Source organism: Aurantiacibacter gilvus (assembly GCF_038289935.1).
Taxonomy (GTDB): domain Bacteria; phylum Pseudomonadota; class Alphaproteobacteria; order Sphingomonadales; family Sphingomonadaceae; genus Alteraurantiacibacter; species Alteraurantiacibacter gilvus.
Genome location: NZ_JBBYHV010000001.1, coordinates 795,600 through 813,716, shown reverse-complemented (window position 1 = coordinate 813,716; position 18,117 = coordinate 795,600). Strand labels below are relative to the sequence as shown.

The window sequence follows — 18,117 nt, the reverse complement described above, 5'->3', positions numbered from 1 at the left end:
CCATCTGATGGCCAGCCATGGCCTATGACATTCCGCCCGACCTTGCATCGCTGAGCCTGCTCGAAGTCGCCGACCTGGTGGCCGCACGCAAGCTTCCGCCGGTCGAACGCTGGCAGCCCGAACACACCAGCTACAGCGAGATGCGTATTGCGGCGGACGGAACCTGGTATCACCGGGGCAGCCCCATCACGCGCCCCGCCATGGTGCGCGCCTTCGCCAGCCTCTTGTGGCGCGATCCCGTTGACGGTCAGCACTACCTCGTCACCCCGCAATACCGGCAGACAATCGAAGTGGAAGATGCCGCCTTCCTCGCCGTGGACATGCGCGCGGAGGAGGACAGCCTCGCCTTCCGGCTCAACACCGACGAATTCGTGATCGCCGGGCCCGACCATCCGCTGCGCGCGGCGGGTGATCCGGACAGTCCGGCCATCTACCTCGCCGTGCGCCACGGCTGCGAAGCGCGGCTCGACCGCTCGACGTGGCTCCAGCTGGCAGAACAGGGACTGGCCGATGACGGCTCGCTCAGCGTTACCAGCGGCGGCGCAGAGTTCGACCTGGTGCCTGCGGCATGAGCGCGCTGTTCGACCGCCTATCCGAACACTTTGCGCGCTCTACCCACGTGGGCTTCGAGGGCCTTCGCGATGACAGCGAATTCGCCCGCCAGCCCTTGCGTGACGCCGCCGTGCTGGTGCCGATTACCGAGCGCGCCGAGCCCGGCGTCCTGCTGACGCATCGCCCGGAAAGCATGGCCAACCATCCCGGGCAGGTCGCCTTCCCCGGCGGCAAGTTCGAACCGGGCGAAGATGCCGTTGCCGCCGCTCTGCGTGAAGCGGAAGAAGAGCTGTCCATCGACCCGGCGCAGGTGCGCGTGGTCGGGCAAGCCACCAGCTTTATAACAGGCACCGGTTTCCGCCTGACGCCCGTGCTCGGTGTCGTACCTGGCGACTTGCCGATCCGCCCCGATCCGCGCGAGGTCGCCGACTGGTTCGAGGCCCCGCTGCGCCACGTGCTCGACCGCGAAAACCACAAGGCCAAGATCGGGATATTCCTCGGCTACGAGCGTCCCTATTACGAGATCGACTGGCAGGGGCACCGCATCTGGGGCATTACCGCCGGGATTCTCGCCCACCTCTCGCACCGGCTGGACTGGAAAGAACTGATCGATGGCTGACCTGCCAGCAGCTGACTGGACCAAGCGCGAAGACCTCGCGGCGCTGGTGGCTGCGCTCGGCGTGGACAACGTCCGCTGGGTAGGCGGCGCCGTGCGCGACACGCGGCTGGGCCTGCCGGTGAAGGACATTGACGCCGCCACGACGCTGCTGCCGGATGTCGTGATCGAGCGCCTCAATTCCGCAGGTATCCGCACCGTGCCCACCGGGATTGACCACGGCACTGTCACCGCGCTGCTCGACGGCGGGCCGGTCGAGGTCACCACCCTGCGCAAGGACGTGTCCACCGACGGCCGCCGCGCCACCGTCGCTTTCGCCAGCGACTGGCGCGAGGATGCGGCGCGGCGCGATTTCACCATCAATGCGCTCTACGCCCATCCGAAGACGCTGGAGATCACCGACTACTTCGGCGGGTTGGCCGACCTCGAGGCCCGCCGCGTCCGTTTCATCGGTGATGCACGCGAACGTATCCGCGAGGACCACCTGCGCATCCTGCGCTACTACCGTTTCCAGGCCCGCTTCGGCTCGCTGCTCGACGGCGAAGGCGAGGAAGCCTGCGCTGACCTCGCTTCCACCCTCAAGGGCCTCAGCCGCGAACGCGTGGCGTCGGAACTGCTGCTCCTGCTGGGCCTGCCGGAACCGCTCGAAACCGTCGAACGCATGTATGAACGCGGCGTGCTGGCCGTGGTCCTTCCCGAGGTGACGGGTGATGGCCTCGCGGCGCTGGCAAGCTTGATCGAGACGGAAATTGGGTACGGTGCCGAGCCCTCTGCCCTGCGCCGTTTCGCAGCCCTGCTGCCGACCGAATCCAAGCTGGCGGAGACCGTCGCGGCGCGCTTGCGGCTCTCGAACGCCCAGCGAAAGCATCTCGTGCGCCTTGCCGGACGCGGCGCCGAAACGGACGATCCCTACGCTCTCACCTACCGTGAAGGGCTGGAAGTCGCCCGCGACCTGCTGCTGCTTGCAGGCCAACCGGTTGCCGCGATCGAGGCCTGGGAGATCCCCGTCTTCCCCCTGAAAGGCGGGCAAATTGTCGCGCGCGGGGTCGCCGCCGGCCCCGAGGTCGCGCGCGTCCTGCAGGCCGTTGAAGCGCGTTGGATCGCCGAAGGGTTTCCCGACGAAAGCCGCGTTAATGACCTGCTCGCCGATGAACTCGCTTCGTAGCGTTTTGTAAGCATAACTTACAAAATGGGTTGAAATCGCCCTGCCGCCTAGTGCAGGTAAGGTTCAGAAGCTGTCTGCTAGACGGTCTTTTAACGGGATTGGTGCGGTTCGTGCACCTGCTGTGTCTGCCTTTTGGCTTGCCGCCCGTTTATCATTTCCGGCTCCACTTCGTGGACGTTACGTCGGACGATTTTAACCCTGGCCCGGCTCATGCTGCGGGCCGGATGGAAGAGGATTTTTTGCATGAAGCGTTTCGCTCTTACTGCCGCTGCTGCACTTGCTGCGTTCACCGCCACTCCTGCCATGGCGCAGGCCGTCGGTGACACCGTGATGGGCAACGACGATGCCGCCATCGGCACCATCGAGATGATCGACACCAACGCCGTTGTGCTGGCTGTCGGCGAATACCAGATCGCCCTGCCCGCCAACCTGCTGGGCACCAGCGACACTGGCCCGACCCTGAACATCACCCGCGCCCAGCTGGTGCAGATGCACGAAGCCGCCCTGGCTGAAGCTGAAGCTGCGCTGGAAGCCGCGCTGGTCGAAGGCGCTGCCGTCGTCACCGCTGACCCGGCTCCGCTGGGCACCGTGGACTCGATCACCGGCGAGAACGTCGTGATCGCCCGCGAGGACGAAAGCCTGGTCACCCTGCCGCGCGAAATGTTCGCGGTTGACCCCAACGGCGCCCTGATGGCCCGCATCATGATGGCTGACCTCGAAGCTGCCCTGGCCGCACAGGCCGGCTAAGCCGAAGCCATTCGGAATTACGGAAGGGCCGGTGGGAACATCCCGCCGGCCCTTTTGTTTGCCTAGAACCTGTTATCCTTGGGGAAGCCCTGCGGCGGCAGGCGGCCGGCGGCACCGCGCGCCACCTTCCACATGCCGATCTCGGTTTCGGTCCGGGTGCGACCGCTGTCGCCGCCCATGGCCCAGCTGAGGCCCTCCTCCAGCTTGAAGGTCGTCGCATCGGACAGGCCGCCGTCGCGATAGCGTTGCAGGGTCACGCCCTGCCCGCGCGTCATCACCGGCATTTCTTCCAGCGCAAAGACCACCAGCTTGCGGTTCTCGCCCACCACGGCGACGTGGTCGTGCTCGGGTGCGACTTCACGAACCACCGTCAGCTTGGCATCGCCCTTCAGGTTGACCACCTGCCGGCCCTTGCGCGTCTCCGCCAGCAATTCGTCGGTGATCGCGACGAAGCCCTTGCCGATCGTCGAGCCGAGCAGGACCTGCTTGTCCTTCTCATGTACCACCAGCGCCACGATCTGCGCCGAGGCGTCGATATCGAGCGTGTTGCGCACCGGCTCGCCAAAGCCGCGCGCGCCAGGAAGCTTGTCCGCGCCGAGCGTGAAAAAGCGCCCGTCGTCCGCCGCCAGCAAGACCTTGTCGGTGGTCTGGCAGTGGACCGCGAAGGCGGGCCCGTCGCCTTCCTTGTACTTGAAGTCGCCGCAGCCATCCGTGCCGAGGTCGACATGGCCCTTGGCCCCGCGCACCCAGCCCTTCTGGCTGAGGACCACGGTGACCGGTTCCTTCTCGATCATGGCATCGGGGTTGAACTCCACCGTCGGCGCGGCCTCGGCAATGGTCGTGCGGCGCGCGCCCAGCGCGGTATCTTCGGCATATTCCTTGCGCAGCGCGATCATGTCGCGCTTCAGCCGCGTGCGCTGGCGGGGCGGGCTTTCGAGCAGCTTGTTGAGCTCTTCCTGCTCGGCCAGCAGGTTGTCCTTCTCCTGCCGCAGCTGCATTTCCTCAAGCTTGCGCAAGCTGCGCAGGCGCATATTGAGGATGGCCTCGGCCTGGCGGTCGGTCAGGCCGAATTCCGCCATCATCACCGGCTTGGGCTCGTCTTCGGTGCGGATGATCTCGATCACCCGGTCGAGGTTGAGGAAGGCGATGATATAGCCTTCGACCAGCTCCAGCCGCGCGGCGATCTGGTCGAGCCGGTGCTGGGTGCGGCGCTGCAGGATGTCGATCTGGTGGACGATCCAGTTGGTCAGCAGTTCCTTCAGGCCCATCACCATCGGCGTGCGCGTGGAATCGAGCACGTTGAGGTTGAGGCTGAAGCGCGTCTCCAGGTCGGTCAGCTTGTAGACGCTTTCCTTGAGCAGTTCCGGATCGACGTTGCGGCTGCGCGGCACCAGCACCAGGCGGATGTCCTCGTCGCTCTCGTCGCGCACGTCTTCGAGGATCGGCAGCTTCTTGTCGCCGATCGCCGCCGCGATCTGCTCGATCAGCTTGCCCTTGGGGACCTGGTAGGGGATCTCGGAGATCACCAGCTGGTAGCCGCCGCCCTTCAGCCGCTCGATCCCCGCTTCACGGTCCGCCTGGTTCTCCGCCTCTGCCGCATGGAAGCGCCCGCGCACGCGGAAGGAGCCGCGCCCGGTCTCGTAGGCGCGGGAAATGCTCTCCGCGCTGTCGACCACGAGGCCGCCGGTGGCAAAATCCGGGCCCTTGAACACACTCATCAACTCGGCGTGGGTCACGTCCTTGTTGAACAACACCATCTCGGCCGCATCCAGCACCTCGGCCACGTTGTGGCTGGGGATGCTGGTGGCCATGCCCACGGCAATGCCGCTCGCGCCATTGGCCAGCAGGTTGGGGAACAGACCCGGCATGATGACCGGTTCTTCTTCCTCGTTGTTGTAGGTGGGGATGAACTCGACGGTGCCTTCGTCCAGCCCGTCCATCAGCTGCATCGCGGTGCGCGTCAGTCGGCATTCGGTGTAGCGGTAGGCAGCAGCGTTATCGCCGTCGATGTTGCCGAAGTTGCCCTGCCCCTCCACCAGCGGATAGCGCAGCGTGAACGGCTGGGCGAGGCGCACCATGGCATCGTAAACCGCCACGTCACCATGCGGGTGATACTTGCCGATCACATCGCCCACGACGCGGGCGGACTTCTTGAAGGTGTTGTCCGGCGACAGGCGCAACTGCCGCATGGTCCACAGCAAACGGCGGTGAACCGGCTTCAGCCCGTCGCGCAGGTCCGGCAGCGAACGCGCCGTGATCGTCGACAGGGCGTAGACGAGGTAGCGCTCCGACAGCGCGGACTCGAAAGGTTCGCGGACAATCCCCGCGCCGGAATCATCAGGTTCTTCGACTGTTGCCATGCGGTTCGCCCTATCACCCCCACGGTCCGGCTGACAGCGCGGAACAAAGGGATTTCCCCACCCGTTGATCGAACAAACGCCACATAGCCAAAGGAGCAAAAGCAATGGCTCAACGCATCATGATTCTCGCAACCGACGGCTTCGAGCAATCCGAACTCGAAAAGCCCAAGGCCAATCTCGACGAGGCCGGCTACGAAACCGTCGTGGTCAGCCTGGAGACCGGGGAAATCCGCGGCTTCTCGAGCAAGGAATGGGGCGAGCCGGTTTCGGTCGACCTGACAGTGGACGAAGTCGAAGCCACCGACTTCGACGCGCTGTTGCTCCCCGGCGGGCAGATCAATCCCGATATCCTGCGCATGAACGAAAAGGCAGTGCAGCTGGTCCGCGACTTTGTCGCCCAGGACAAGCCCGTCGCCGCCATCTGCCATGCGCCGTGGATGCTGGTGGAAGCTGGTGTGGTCGACGGCAGGATCGTGACCAGCTGGCCCAGCCTGCGCACCGACCTCGCCAATGCCGGCGGCAATGTCGTGGACGAGGAAGTGGCCGTGGACGGCCACCTCATCACCAGCCGCAATCCCGACGACATTCCTGCATTCTCCAAGGCGCTGATCAAGGCGCTGGAACGACAGCTCGCAGAAGAGCGCGAAGCCGCCTGACGGCCGCAGGGATTGCATATTCTCCCGTTGAAGCGGCCATGGCACCGCCCTTTTCCGCTTGACGATCGTATGCCGTTGAATCCAACTTCGGGGCATTGAGGGGATGTCTATGAAGTTGCGTATTATTTTGGCCGTGCCTGTATTGGCCGCATTAATCGGCTGCAATGCCGAGGAAACCACTCCTCGCGCCGAAGTCGAACGGATGGAAATGGACTTCGCTACGTCCGGCGATGCCCCCACCCAGAACTTCGGGTTTATGGAAGCCATGGAGCAAGGCCCATTCTCCGGGCCATCGGGAGCGGAAAGTGCCCGACGCGCCGCCAACTTCGCAGAAAGCTCGGCGCGCGGCGGGGCCAACGACAACGAAGATCCCGCCCCCGGCACACAGATTGCCTACGCCTATTCGTGGGGCTTCCAGGTCGACGCGGCTGACCTTGCCACTTTGCAGCAGCGCCACCGGGACCTGTGCGACTCCTTAGCAGGGAACTGCCGCGTCCTGTCGCTCTCGCAATCGGGCGACGGGGATTACGGTTATGGCCGCATGGAACTGCAAGTCGCTGCTTCCGAAATCGACGCGTTTTCAACATCATTGAATTCGGCGGGCGATGAACTTGATGCGGAACAGATATCTTTCGCCATTTTCGGCGAGGACTTGACCGACGACATTATCGACAACGAAGCCCGGCTTGCCGCCCGCATGGTCTTGCGCGACCGGCTGATGGAGGTTCTTCGCAACCGACAGGGATCGGTTGGGGACCTTGTCGAGGCAGAGCGTGGTGTTGCCGCAGTCAACGAAGAGATCGATGCAACACAGTCGCGGCTCGCCAGTCTCCGCAATCGCGTGGCCTATACTTCGGTATCGATCGAATACGATCCGCAGATGGGGCACTATTCGGTCGGCTTCTGGGCACCGGTATCCGAGGCCCTTGGCTCGGTTACAACGACCCTGGGTGTTGCCGTTGCCGCAGTCGTCTACCTCGTCGTCGGGGCGTTCCCCTTCGTCCTGCTGTTCTTTGCCCTGCGCTGGCTCTGGCGGAAGAACGGCCTGCGTTTGTGGCGACGCAAGAGCGGCGAATCAGAGAGCTAGAACCCCTGCGCGTCGTTGCTGTCGGCGGGGATGCGGACTTCGAGGCCGTCCAGCTCCTCGGTCAACAGGATCTGGCACGAGAGGCGGCTGGTGGCGTGGACGTCAGCGGCGAGGTCGAGCATGTCCTCTTCCTCTTCGCTGGCTTCCGGCAAGCGTTCGAACCACTCGCGGGCGACGATCACGTGGCAGGTGGAGCAGGCCATCTGCCCTTCGCAGGTGCCTTCCAGCGGCATGCCCGCTGCCTGTCCGGCCTCAAGCAGGCCATCGCCCGGCTTGGCCTCGATTTCGACCTTGTCGCCATTGCGCGTAATAAAAGTGACCCTGATGGCTCTTATCCTTGTTGCAGCGCAGCAAGATTAAGCCTTTCCGCGGCCGTTTCAAGTTCCTCCATCGTGGTATAGCGGCCCCAGCCGAGCCGGACCGATGTCTTGGCCTGTTCGGAGGTGAGGCCGATCGCCGTCAGCACGTGACTGGGCTTGCCCGAGCCGCTGGCGCAGGCCGACCCGGCGGAGAACATGACATCGCGGCAGTCCGACATCAGCCGCGCGACGTCCAGGCCCTCGCGGCGGATATTGAGGTTGGCGTGATTGCGCTGCGACAAGCTGCCGTTCACCGTCCAGCCCTCGAACAGGTCGAGCGCGCGGTCCCACAGCGCCCTGGCGTGAGCGGCATCCTCTGCCATCCGTTCCCTGGCCAGCTTGGCTGCCGCGCCAAAGCCCGCGCATAGCGCAGGGTTGAGCGTGCCCGAACGCAGGCCTTCCTGCAGCCCGCCAGTGATCTGCGGCGTCAGTTCCACGCCGTCACGCACCCACAGGGCGCCGATGCCTTTGGGCCCGTAGATCTTGTGCGCCGAAATCGCGATCATGTCGGCGCCCTGCGGCGGCGCGAACTTGCCCGCGCCCTGCACCGCGTCACACAGCACCAGCGCCCCGACTTCGCGCGCCTGTACCGCAATCGCCTCGACCGGCTGCAAGGTGCCGATCTCGTTGTTGACCTGCATGACGCCGACCAGCGCGGTGTCCGACGGCAGGTTGCTGCGGGTGTCGGCAATCCCCTCGCTATCGACGGGGATGATGTGCGGCGTGCCCAGCGCGCGGGCGGTGTCGATCACGGCAGCGTGCTCGATCGCCGAAACCGCGATCTTCCCGCCCGTTTCCGCCCCGCGAATGGCAAGGTTGATCGCCTCGCAGGCGCTGCCGGTGAAGATCACCCGCCCGCCATCGGGGAACAGTGCCGCCACTTGCTCGCGCGCAATATCGACGGCAGCCGCCGCCTGCCGGCCCATGCGGTGCGGGCTGTGCGGGTTGCCGAACATGTTGGTGTCCGGCCCGCCGAGGTATGGCAGCATGGCATCGCGCGCTTCGGGCGCCAGTGGGGTCGTGGCCTGGTTGTCGAGGTAGATCATGGCGTGGCTATAGACTGATTACAGGTGAAACCAAGTCCGATGTTACAGGATATCACAGGCTTTTCCAGGCTTCCGCAAAAGCGTCCAACTCTTCCGGCGTGGTACTCCAGCCCATGGAGACCCGGATCGTCCGGCTGGCCACATCGTCGGGCACGCCGAAGGCATCGAGCACGCGGCTTTTCTTCAGCGTTCCCGACGAACAGGCACTGCCCGCCGAGACGGCAAAACCCATGGCATCGAGCCGGATCAGCAGGGCCTGCGCGCTCATAGTCGGATGGGTGAGCGCGGCAATGTAGTCCACCTGGTCGATAAATTTCATCCGCGCCTCGCCGAACCCGGCGAGGAAGGACTGGCGCTGGTCAGGTGTAGTCTGCCAGCCCTGCGTCTCCAGCGCCGCGGCAAAGCCAAGGGCCGCAGGCATGTTTTCCGTACCGCGCCGATAGCCGCGTTCGTGACCGCCGCTCGGCTCCAGTAGGGCGAAATCGCGCACCAACAACGCGCCGATGCCGATGGGCCCGCCAAGCTTATGCGCAGAGACCACGGCCATGTCGGTGCCTTCGGGCAGCTCCAGCTTGCCTGCGCTTTGCGAACAGTCGCAGATCATCCGCGCCTCGGCGAAGTTCGACAGGACACTGCGCACGCCAGCCGCCGGAAGAACCGCGCCGGTCTCCGAATTGACGTGCTGCAGGCACAGCATGCTCGGTGGCCGGACATCGTCCGACCGGGTGCCGATCACGCCCAGCGCCTCGTAAATGTCGCCACGATTGATATAGCCCTTTTCCCGCACCGGCAGGATAGCGTCGAAATAGCCTTCGCCCGCGAAGTACACCGCATCGTGTTCCACCGCGCTGGCGATCCGCCGCTCAACCTTGGCGCGTTGTAAGGCAATCGCCAGCGCCTCGCTCGCGCCACTGGTAAAGATCAGTTCCCCGTCCCAGCCAAGCGCCGCCTTGCAGCGTTCGCGCGCGTCTTCGAGCGCCGCCCTGGCCTTGCGTCCCTCGGCATGCGGCGACGACGGATTGGCCCAGATTGCGAAGCCCTCTTCCATTGCCGCACGCGCTTCCGGGCGCAGCGGCGAAGTGGCGGCGTGGTCCAGATAGACGCGTGACATCAGTGAACAATTGCGAAAAGCGGCATAATCCCTATATAGCCGCCCACTTCCGCCGCGCTACCCGCGCTGGCGCCAACCCATTCAGCAAGGCCCATACCGCCCATGCCGCACGTCATCTTTCCCGGCCCCGAAGGCCGCCTTGAAGGTCGTTTCTCTCCCGGACCGCGTCCGCGCGCACCCGTCGCCATGATCCTGCACCCGCATTCGCAGGGCGGTGGCACCATGAACGACCGCATTGTCCAGCAACTGTACAAGACGTTCGTGAACCGTGGTTTCGCCACGCTGCGCTTCAACTTCCGCGGCGTCGGCAGGAGCCAGGGCAGCTTCGACAACGGCATCGGCGAACTGTCGGACGCCGCCTCGGCGCTTGACTGGGTCCAGTCGATCCACCCCGAAGCGCAGACCACCTGGGTGGCCGGAGTTTCCTTCGGTGCGCTGATCGGCATGCAGCTGCTGATGCGTCGCCCGGAAATCCGCGGCTTCATCTCGATCGCCCCGCCGGCGAACATGTACGACTTCTCGTTCCTCGCGCCCTGCCCCGCTTCGGGCATCTTCATTCAGGGCACGGCGGATACCGTGGTTCAGCCGGTGGCAGTGCAGAAGCTGGTCGACAAGCTGCGCACGCAGAAGCACATCACCATCCACCACGACGAGATCCCGCGCGCCAACCACTTCTTCGAGAACGAGCAGGTGGAACTAATGGCCTCGGTCGACAAGTATCTCGATTTCCGCCTCGATCCGAGCTGCCCGATCACCTGATCGCCAGCCTGAAGGACTGACATTCCAGCGCGCGTCGGAGCTCCGGTTCCGGCGCGCGCTTGCATTTGCCTGCCCGACTCGTTAATGTTATAGTATAACATGACTCGCCATGATGCGGGTCCGAGGAGAAGGAGCCAAGGCCATGTCCTATGTGAATGCCACTGTCAGTCCTGCCACGAGAGCCCGCTCGATTGCGGGGGTCGTCGGAATCCACGCCTTGCTGGGTGCGGGTGTCGTGATCGGCCTCACCATTACGAACATCATTGTCGAGGAGGACGAAGAGCTGATTTCCATATTCGTTGATGACGAAGTCGAACTGCCGCCTCCCCCGCCGGTGGAAACGCCCGAACCCACGCCGGTCGAAAGCGTGATCACCGCGCCCGAGCCGCCGATCCGCGTGCCGCTGGACAATGCGCCTCCGGCAAGGCCGACGGAGCTGGACCTGCCCGATAGCGTGGTGCGTGTTGCCACGCCGCCGATCATCGAGGTCCCCGGCCCCGTCGCCCCACCGGCCACGCCGCTGTTCGATCCGGTCGGACCCTTGCCCACGAACGGCCCGGCGGGCTGGATCACCAATGCCGACTACCCGCGCCGCGCCCTGATGCGCGATATGGAAGGCACCGCAGGTTATCGCCTGGTGGTGGGCAGCAACGGCCGCGTCAATGACTGCCAGATCACCCGCAGCACCGGTCACTCCGTGCTCGACCGCGGAACCTGCCGCCAGCTGGAGAGCCGCGCGCGGTTCGAACCGGCGAAGAACAATCGCGGTGACGTGGTGGTGGGCACCTATACCGGACAGGTCACCTGGCAGATCCCCGACTGAGCCAGTCTGTTACCACCTGGGGCCGGGCAGCTACTGTCCGGCCTCGCTCACCAGTTCCGCCGGGGACGTGCCGTTCTCGTCCGGCACCAGCCAGATGGCGACGTTTACCGCCATCACCACGGCCAGGATTACCATCAGGGTCGCCTGCTTGGTCATTCCCTTGCGAAACAGCGCTACGGCCCCGATCAGCAGCACGATGGCCGCAAACATGATAATGGACAGGATCATGTCGAACATTGGCCTCGCCTAGCCGCTCTGCAGCCCGCTTGCCAGCCTCAGGTTGCGGGCGTAACCAATTGCGCCATGACAGACATGCCACGCTTCACCCTGTCCCGTCGCGCCTTCCTCGCCACGGGCACCGCCGCCGCTACTGCCGTCCTCCTTCCCGCTTGTCGCGGATCTTCGCCTGCCGAGACGCAGGCGGCGGGCGAAGCCCTGCTGGACGATGTGGCCTGGAACATGCTGCGCCACGAGCCGACCCGCGCCACCTCGCTGGGCGTGGACGTGGGCCAACACGCTGCCCTGCGTGGTCGGCTGGCTGACGCAACGCCGGAAGGTATCAATGCCTATGCCGACACCCTGCGCAATGACCTCCAGCGTGTGCGGGAGTTCGACAAGGACGGCCTCGACGCCGCCACCCGCACCAGCTTCGAAGTGGTCGAAAGCGCCTATTCCACGGCCATCGAGGGATTCGACCTGCCCTATGGCGACATTCCCGTCGGCTCGTGGCGCACCGCACCCTATGCCGTGATCCAGAACGTCGGCGCCTATATCGACCTGCCGCGCTTCCTCGATTCCGACCATCCGATTGCCGACGAGGCCGACGCCGAGGCCTACGTCTCACGCCTCGAAGCGATTCCGGGTGTCCTGACCGGCGAACTCGAACGCATCATAGGCGCGCGCGAGATGGGCGTCGTCCCGCCCGATTTCCTGCTCGACAAGGCGATCGAGCAGATGCGTTCGCAGATCGCTGACACGCAGTCTGGCGGGGCCATGGTGGAGTCCATCGTCCGCCGCACGGGCGAGCTTGGGATCGCCGGTGACTGGGAAAGCCGTGCAAACGCAATCGTCACCGAGCAGATTACTCCGGCGCTGGAAGCCCAATTGGCCGAACTGGAAACCCAGCGCGCTGCCGCCGAGGGCCATGCCGGCATGTGGAACCAGCCGCGCGGCGACGAATGGTACGCCTGGTCGCTCAAGTCGAGCACCACCACCAACATGGGCCCCGACGAGATTCACGAACTGGGCCTCTCCACGCTGGAAGACATCCACGCGCAGATGGACCCGATCCTGCGCGATATCGGCTATACCGACGGCACGGTGGGCGACCGCATGACCGCGCTCGCCGAAGACCCGCGCTTCATGTTCGCCGAGGGCGATCCCGGCCGCGCCGAGATCATGGAATTCATCGAAGACCGCATCGACTGGATCCGCGACCAGATGCCCCGCGCCTTCCGCCGGGTGGCATCGGGCAACCTCGAAGTCCGGCGCCTGCCGCCGGCCGAGGAACCCGGCGCGCCCACCGCCTATGGCGGCGCGGGCAGCGTCGACGGCACCGTGCCAGGCAAGATGTGGATCAACCTGCGCACCACGGACCTGCACCGCAAGTACGACGTGCCGACACTGGTGCACCACGAGACCATTCCCGGCCATGTGTGGGAGGGCGAGTATTCCAACCAGCTGCCGCTGATCCGCTCGATCCTCGCCTTCAACGCCTTCTCCGAAGGCTGGGCGCTCTATGCCGAACAGCTGGCCTCCGAACTGGGCGCCTACGAGGAGAACCCCGCCTGGGCGCTGGGCTACCTGCAGGCCGCCGCCTTCCGCGCCTGCCGCCTGGTGGTCGATACCGGCCTGCACCACAAGCGGTGGACCCGCGACGAGGGCGTGCGCTTCTTCATGGAGCGCAACGGCAACAAGTTCGAAGAGGTGATCAACGAGGTCGACCGGTATTGCTCGTGGCCGGGACAGGCCTGCGGCTACATGATCGGCAAGCTCGAAATCCTGCGCCAGCGCGAGCGGGCCGTGATGGAACTGGGCGATGCCTACGACCTGCGCGATTTCGACCAGGCCGTGGTTGACGGCGGCAATGTCCCCTTGGACGTATTGGCCGGCAACATCACCCGCTATATCGAGAACGGCGGATAAGTCGCACCAAGTACTGACTGCGGGGGTAAGTCATCAGTTTGATCGGCAAGAGACTGTTCGCGAGCCTGCTGGCCGTGTTGGCGGCCAGCATGGCCTTTACGCCTTCCGCCGTGGCGCAGCGCCCGCCCTCGCCAGCGGTTCAGGAAGCACTCGACAGCGATCCGCGATTTGCCGAGTTGTTCAATGCCGAGGCCGACTCGGATGCAGAGGCCCTCGATCAAGAATTTGCGGTAGTCGGCTATGTCGGCGACACCTACCCGCGTGACGGCGAGCTCTACTTGGAGCTCCTGGCCGACGCGGTAGGGCTTGCCAACATCGTCGACTATGACGGCCGGTATGAATCGGAGCTGCGCGAGCGCCTGATCGAGGCTGTACCGCTGGCGGAGGCCACCCTGGGTCCGGACCACAACGATACCGAACTGATGGTCGCCTGGCGCGAAATCCTGTTGGAACAGGCCGGCGAAGGCAATGGCGATTACGAGAACGTCTACACCGGGTTCGACGAAGAGGCGGACGAAGAGCCTTACGCCTGGCTGGCCGACTTCCCCTACGCCAACGAGGCGATGCGCCAGCAGATGGCCGCCCTGCGCGAAGCGGCAGAAGGCCAGAGCGGCGAGGCGCTGATCGCGATCTTCCGTGAAGCTGCGCGGCTGGAAGAAGACTATGGCGGTGTCTTCTGGCCCGGCTACCAGGCCGCCCGCTTTGCCATCCTCGACGAACTCTACCAGATCGGCGAGTGGGAACAGATGGAGCGCGAAGCAAAGGATCTGCTCGTGATCTACACCGAAGGCGGCGATCTCGGAAACGAACTGGCAATCACGGTCGGCCAGTACCTCGCGCTTGCTCGTGAGACCCAGTTCGACCTTGAAGGCGCAACTGCCGCCTTGGCACCGCTGGTGACGCATCCGACCGCCAACAGGGTCCCGCCGGAGCTTATCTCACCCAAGACCGGCGACCCGATGCAGCCCGACCACCGCGAGGGGCAGGCCCGGTCACAGTTGGCGCGCCTCTTGCTCGAAAGCGATGGCGACGTGGACCTTGCCCTGGAAAGCGCCCGCTTCGGTACGCGCTACCTGATCGGCTACCGGCAAGGGCGACCGTTCACCCAAGATGTCGAGGCGGCGATTGACCGGGAGTTCCGCGCACCGAGGGACGAGCCTTTCGGCCAGGACGCCCGGCAGCAATTTGCCAATCTCGTCGAAGCGGCTTGGCGCGTGCGCGAAAGCGGCGACAGTGACGACACGGCCCTGTTTGCCGAGGCTTTCGCAGCCGCCCAGGAGTCCGCACAGGACCGCACGACACCGGCCATCGCGCGCGTCGCTGCCCTTGCCGTAGCGGAGCGTGCAGGGCTGGACGGTCTCGCCCGCGAACGAGAGGAGCTGGGCATCGCCATGCAGACACTGGACGGGCAGGAATTCCTCCGTGCCCGCGCGCGCCAGCAGGACATTGATCGGGAGTTGCAGGAAGCTGCGCCCGAGTTCTTCAGCCTGATCCGCCCCTCCGCATTGACGCCGGAGGAAGCACAGGCCCTGCTCCTCCCGGGAGAGGCGATGCTGCTGGTCCTGCCCACGCAATACGGCACCCACGTGCTCGCGCTGACGCCTGATGCCACTGCATGGCACAAGTCCGAATGGACCGAACAGGATATCCGCTCGCAGGCGCGCGTGCTGCGCAACGACCTCGATCCCTGGGGCGCGGGTATCGTCAACAACTGGGATGGCGGCTTCGACGCGAACAGCGCGTGGATCCTCTATCGCGAATTGATCGAACCATTGATGCCCACCCTCGAGGGCAGTGACGCACTACTCTATGCGACCGGGCCTGCCCTCTCTTCCATCCCGCTCACCGTACTGCTGCTGGATGAGCCTGCCGAGGCAGACGAGCGTCACCACGATTACCGCGCGATGCAGTGGTTGGGGGACAGGTTTGCCATGGCGCAGCTACCGTCGCTCTCCTCGCTTGCCTTCCTGCGGCGCGATGGCGCGGCGACTTCCGGCGCGCGCACCATGGTGGGTTTTGCCGATCCGGTGCTGGAGGGCGAAGCGGCCACACGCGGCGGACGCAACGCCGGGCTGGTAGGCAGCCAGCGGCTGGCCACGGTGGCCGGGCCGGGCTCGAACCAGACGGCGCTGGCTGACCTCACCAGCCTGCGCGCGCTCAGCCGCCTGCCGGGTACGGCGCGGGAAGTGCAGATGCTGGCGCAGGCGCTCGCCGTTGATGAGCACTCGGTATTCATCGGCCCTGCCGCCACCGAAACCGCCGTGAAGACGCAGGACCTCTCCGACGTCCGTTACCTTGTCTTCGCCACCCATGGTTTGACCGCAGGGGAAGGCGGCATCGCCTCGGAACCGGGCCTCGTGTTCACGCCGCCAGAAGAAGCGACCATGGCCGACGACGGGTTGCTGACGGCATCCGAAATTCTCTCGCTCGACCTGTCTGCCGACTGGGTCATGCTGAGTGCCTGCAACACTGCCGCAGCCGATGGCATCGGCGGCGGCGGGCTGTCTGGCCTGGCGCGATCGTTCTTCTACGCCGGCGCGCGCAGCCTGCTGGCATCGCACTGGCCGGTGATCGACGAGATCGCGCCGCTGCTCACTTCCACCTCGGTCCGCATGCTGGAAGACAACCCCGGCATGTCGCGCGCCGAGGCCCTGCAGCAGGCCATGATTGACGTGCGCAACAATGCCGACATCGAACGGGCGGACCATCCCAGCAGCTGGGCGCCGTTCATCACCGTTGGCGACCTGCGGTAGGAGCGCCCCGACGGCGCGATACGCAAGCTTAACCCCGCACTGCTATCTGTCCCGCATCCGGCCATCCGCGTTTTGCGGCTTGCTGGCGCACGGAGACAGAAGACAAGCTGGCGATCATGGTTGCGTTGTACATAACCATCGACACCGAATACGAATATGGCTTCACCGCACGGCACGGGGCCGGTTCACGTGCGCAAAACTTCGCCCGCGCGATCAAGGGCGAAACCCCTGACGGTGACGCGGGTATCTTCCACCAGATGGACGTGTTCGACCGCCACGGGCTGAAAGGCGTCTTCTTCGTCGATCCCATGCCCGCCCTGCTGTGGGGGACGGGCGCGATTGCCGACGTGGTGGAGCCGATCATCGAGCGCGGGCACGACGTGCAGCTGCACCTCCATACCGAATGGCTGAACCTGCTGGGCAACAAGAATCCGCTGGGCGACCGCATCGGCGCGGACATCAAGGACTTCACCCGCGACGAACAGCGCGTACTGCTGGAACTGGCGATGGAACTGCTGATGGAAGCGGGCGCCCCCCGCCCTGTCGCCTTCCGAGCGGGCAACTACGGCGCCAACGACGACACGCTGCGCGCACTGGCAGACCTTGGCCTGACGCACGATTCCAGCCACCCGCCGGGCCTGATGGAGGGCGACTGCGAAATCGGCCTGGGAGAGGAACACCGCCGCCCGCTGCGCCGTCTTGGCGTGATCGAGGTGCCCATCGGCTGCATCGGCGATGCCTTCGGCGGCCTGCGCCATGCCCAGCTGACCGCACTATCCTACCGCGAGATCGTGGCCGCCCTGCGCCATGCGCGCGATAACGACTTCGCCTGCTTCACCGTGGTCTCGCACTCGTTCGAACTGCTCTGCCGCCAGCGCACGCGGCTCAACCGGATCGTGCAGCGCCGGTTTGAGAAGGTCTGCGCCCATGTCGAAAAGATGCGCGGCGTCGATACGGCGACCTACACACAGCACCCACCCAGGCCCACCAAGCGCAAGGCAATGGCTCCCGTGCTCGCGGGTGCGCCCTTGCTCAATGGCACACGGATGGTGGAACAGGCAGTTGCCAATGCCCTCTATGGCCGCAAGACGCAGGCCCATGTCGAGGAAGCGGAAGGCGAGGCTAAGCCCGTCGCAAGAGCAATTCGATATTTGGAGATAGCCAACCAGGCGCGCGTCCTGTGATCCGTGCCAGCCGGTTCACCAGCCGAACCGGCGCCGATGGCTGCCCATGCACCCCGCTGCGGGCGGCGATCCAGCTATCTTCGGCAGTTGCCGTGAAACGCCCGTGCAAGGTGCGGGCCAGGTGCCAGGGCTTGAGGCCGCGCTGCCAGTCCTTGCCCACCAGCCGGTCCACCGCACGCGGCAGGTAGTTCACCAGCCAGCGGCCCGAATGCACCTCGCGCGGGGCGAGGCGGCTGGCGGTGCCCAGTACCAGCATCTGTCCGCCCGGTTTCATGACGCGGTGGATTTCCGCCATGACGGCGTCCAACTGCTCCGGCGCGACATATTCGAGCACGCTGTTGGCTATCACGAGGTCGAACTGCGCGTCTTCAAAGGGCATAGTGCGCGTGTCCGGCACGTGCAGCACGGACATGGCCGCATCGGCGCCATGCATGGCGACATTTGCTCTTGCCAGGCGGATGTTGCCGGAATCGACGTCAACGCCCGTCACCTGTGCGCCGAGCCGCGCCAGGACAATGCCGGACGCGCCGTAGTTGCAGCCAAATTCCAGCGCCGTCTTGTCCGCAGGGTCGATGCCATAGGCGGCCAGCACCGGGCGCAAGTGTTCCCATTCGTAGTCGACATAGCCTCCCACCCAGCGATCGTCCGGGTCGAGACCCAGCTCGCGGGCAATGGCGCGAAACTCCTCCCGGTGTACGGGATCGGCCTCGGCCGCAATGGGGACGTGGGCAGTCATGCGGCGCACCCTAGCGCG

The 18,117-nt window shown here is 65.3% G+C and carries 17 protein-coding genes; 11 read left to right on the top strand and 6 right to left on the bottom strand.

Annotation, left to right across the window (positions count from 1 at the left end):
• The first annotated feature begins 17 nt into the window (after positions 1-17).
• The 4 genes from AAEO60_RS03990 (at position 18) to AAEO60_RS03975 (ending at position 3,080) form a co-directional block, all read left to right on the top strand.
• Positions 18-572 carry a DUF1285 domain-containing protein gene (locus AAEO60_RS03990; RefSeq protein WP_341672351.1) on the top strand — a complete coding sequence of 185 codons (555 nt, stop codon included), beginning with the start codon at positions 18-20 and terminating at the stop codon, positions 570-572.
• Positions 569-1,171 carry a CoA pyrophosphatase gene (locus tag AAEO60_RS03985; RefSeq protein ID WP_341672350.1) on the top strand — a complete coding sequence of 201 codons (603 nt, stop codon included), beginning with the start codon at positions 569-571 and terminating at the stop codon, positions 1,169-1,171. Before AAEO60_RS03990 ends, AAEO60_RS03985 begins: the two co-directional genes overlap by 4 nt.
• Complete coding sequence (locus AAEO60_RS03980; protein ID WP_341672349.1) at positions 1,164-2,333, top strand: CCA tRNA nucleotidyltransferase; 1,170 nt, start codon at positions 1,164-1,166, stop codon at positions 2,331-2,333. Before AAEO60_RS03985 ends, AAEO60_RS03980 begins: the two co-directional genes overlap by 8 nt.
• Before the next feature lie 243 nt (positions 2,334-2,576).
• Positions 2,577-3,080, top strand: a complete 504-nt coding sequence (locus AAEO60_RS03975) for a hypothetical protein (RefSeq protein WP_341672348.1) — start codon at positions 2,577-2,579, stop codon at positions 3,078-3,080.
• Positions 3,081-3,142: 62 nt separating this feature from the next.
• Here AAEO60_RS03975 and parC read toward each other — a convergent pair whose 3' ends face one another.
• The gene (gene parC / locus AAEO60_RS03970) at positions 3,143-5,440 is read right to left on the bottom strand and encodes a DNA topoisomerase IV subunit A (RefSeq protein WP_341672347.1); all 2,298 of its coding nucleotides are present in this window, start codon (positions 5,438-5,440) and stop codon (positions 3,143-3,145) included.
• Between the two features lie 104 nt (positions 5,441-5,544).
• Here parC and AAEO60_RS03965 point away from each other — a divergent pair, with 104 nt between their 5' ends.
• Both AAEO60_RS03965 and AAEO60_RS03960 read left to right on the top strand, forming a co-directional pair.
• Complete coding sequence (locus AAEO60_RS03965) at positions 5,545-6,096, top strand: type 1 glutamine amidotransferase domain-containing protein (protein ID WP_341672346.1); 552 nt, start codon at positions 5,545-5,547, stop codon at positions 6,094-6,096.
• A gap of 109 nt (positions 6,097-6,205) precedes the next feature.
• Positions 6,206-7,183, top strand: a complete 978-nt coding sequence (locus tag AAEO60_RS03960) for a DUF4349 domain-containing protein (RefSeq protein ID WP_341672345.1) — start codon at positions 6,206-6,208, stop codon at positions 7,181-7,183.
• Here AAEO60_RS03960 and AAEO60_RS03955 read toward each other — a convergent pair.
• From AAEO60_RS03955 to AAEO60_RS03945, 3 genes are read right to left on the bottom strand one after another with little or no spacing between them, the layout of a single operon-like run.
• The gene (locus AAEO60_RS03955) at positions 7,180-7,509 is read right to left on the bottom strand and encodes a 2Fe-2S iron-sulfur cluster-binding protein (protein ID WP_341673539.1); all 330 of its coding nucleotides are present in this window, start codon (positions 7,507-7,509) and stop codon (positions 7,180-7,182) included. The genes AAEO60_RS03960 and AAEO60_RS03955 overlap by 4 nt on opposite strands.
• A gap of 5 nt (positions 7,510-7,514) precedes the next feature.
• Positions 7,515-8,588, bottom strand: a complete 1,074-nt coding sequence (locus AAEO60_RS03950) for a cysteine desulfurase family protein (RefSeq protein WP_341672344.1) — start codon at positions 8,586-8,588, stop codon at positions 7,515-7,517.
• A 52-nt stretch (positions 8,589-8,640) separates the two neighbouring features.
• Entirely contained in the window at positions 8,641-9,636 is a 996-nt protein-coding gene (locus AAEO60_RS03945) for a cysteine desulfurase family protein (protein ID WP_481125110.1), read from the bottom strand.
• Between the two features lie 165 nt (positions 9,637-9,801).
• On the opposite strand from AAEO60_RS03945, the gene AAEO60_RS03940 reads away from it, so the two are divergent.
• Together AAEO60_RS03940 and AAEO60_RS03935 are read left to right on the top strand one after the other, a co-directional pair.
• Positions 9,802-10,458, top strand: a complete 657-nt coding sequence (locus tag AAEO60_RS03940) for an alpha/beta hydrolase (protein ID WP_341672342.1) — start codon at positions 9,802-9,804, stop codon at positions 10,456-10,458.
• Positions 10,459-10,600: 142 nt separating this feature from the next.
• Positions 10,601-11,281, top strand: coding sequence for an energy transducer TonB (locus tag AAEO60_RS03935; RefSeq protein WP_341672341.1), 681 nt, complete (start codon positions 10,601-10,603; stop codon positions 11,279-11,281).
• 30 nt (positions 11,282-11,311) lie between these two features.
• Here AAEO60_RS03935 and AAEO60_RS03930 read toward each other — a convergent pair whose 3' ends face one another.
• A complete protein-coding gene (locus AAEO60_RS03930; RefSeq protein ID WP_341672340.1) occupies positions 11,312-11,518 on the bottom strand; it encodes a hypothetical protein in 207 nt (68 codons plus the stop codon).
• Between the two features lie 66 nt (positions 11,519-11,584).
• On the opposite strand from AAEO60_RS03930, the gene AAEO60_RS03925 reads away from it, so the two are divergent.
• The 3 genes from AAEO60_RS03925 to AAEO60_RS03915 all read left to right on the top strand — a co-directional run bounded on the left by AAEO60_RS03925 (position 11,585) and on the right by AAEO60_RS03915 (position 17,363).
• On the top strand, positions 11,585-13,426 hold the full coding sequence (locus AAEO60_RS03925; RefSeq protein ID WP_341672339.1) for a DUF885 domain-containing protein: 1,842 nt from the start codon (positions 11,585-11,587) through the stop codon (positions 13,424-13,426).
• 38 nt (positions 13,427-13,464) lie between these two features.
• Entirely contained in the window at positions 13,465-16,179 is a 2,715-nt protein-coding gene (locus tag AAEO60_RS03920) for a CHAT domain-containing protein (RefSeq protein ID WP_341672338.1), read from the top strand.
• 116 nt (positions 16,180-16,295) lie between these two features.
• A complete protein-coding gene (locus AAEO60_RS03915) occupies positions 16,296-17,363 on the top strand; it encodes a polysaccharide deacetylase family protein (RefSeq protein WP_341672337.1) in 1,068 nt (355 codons plus the stop codon).
• Here the strand turns inward: AAEO60_RS03915 and AAEO60_RS03910 are convergent.
• Positions 17,302-18,099 carry a class I SAM-dependent methyltransferase gene (locus AAEO60_RS03910; RefSeq protein ID WP_341672336.1) on the bottom strand — a complete coding sequence of 266 codons (798 nt, stop codon included), beginning with the start codon at positions 18,097-18,099 and terminating at the stop codon, positions 17,302-17,304. The genes AAEO60_RS03915 and AAEO60_RS03910 overlap by 62 nt on opposite strands.
• Positions 18,100-18,117 lie beyond the last annotated feature (18 nt).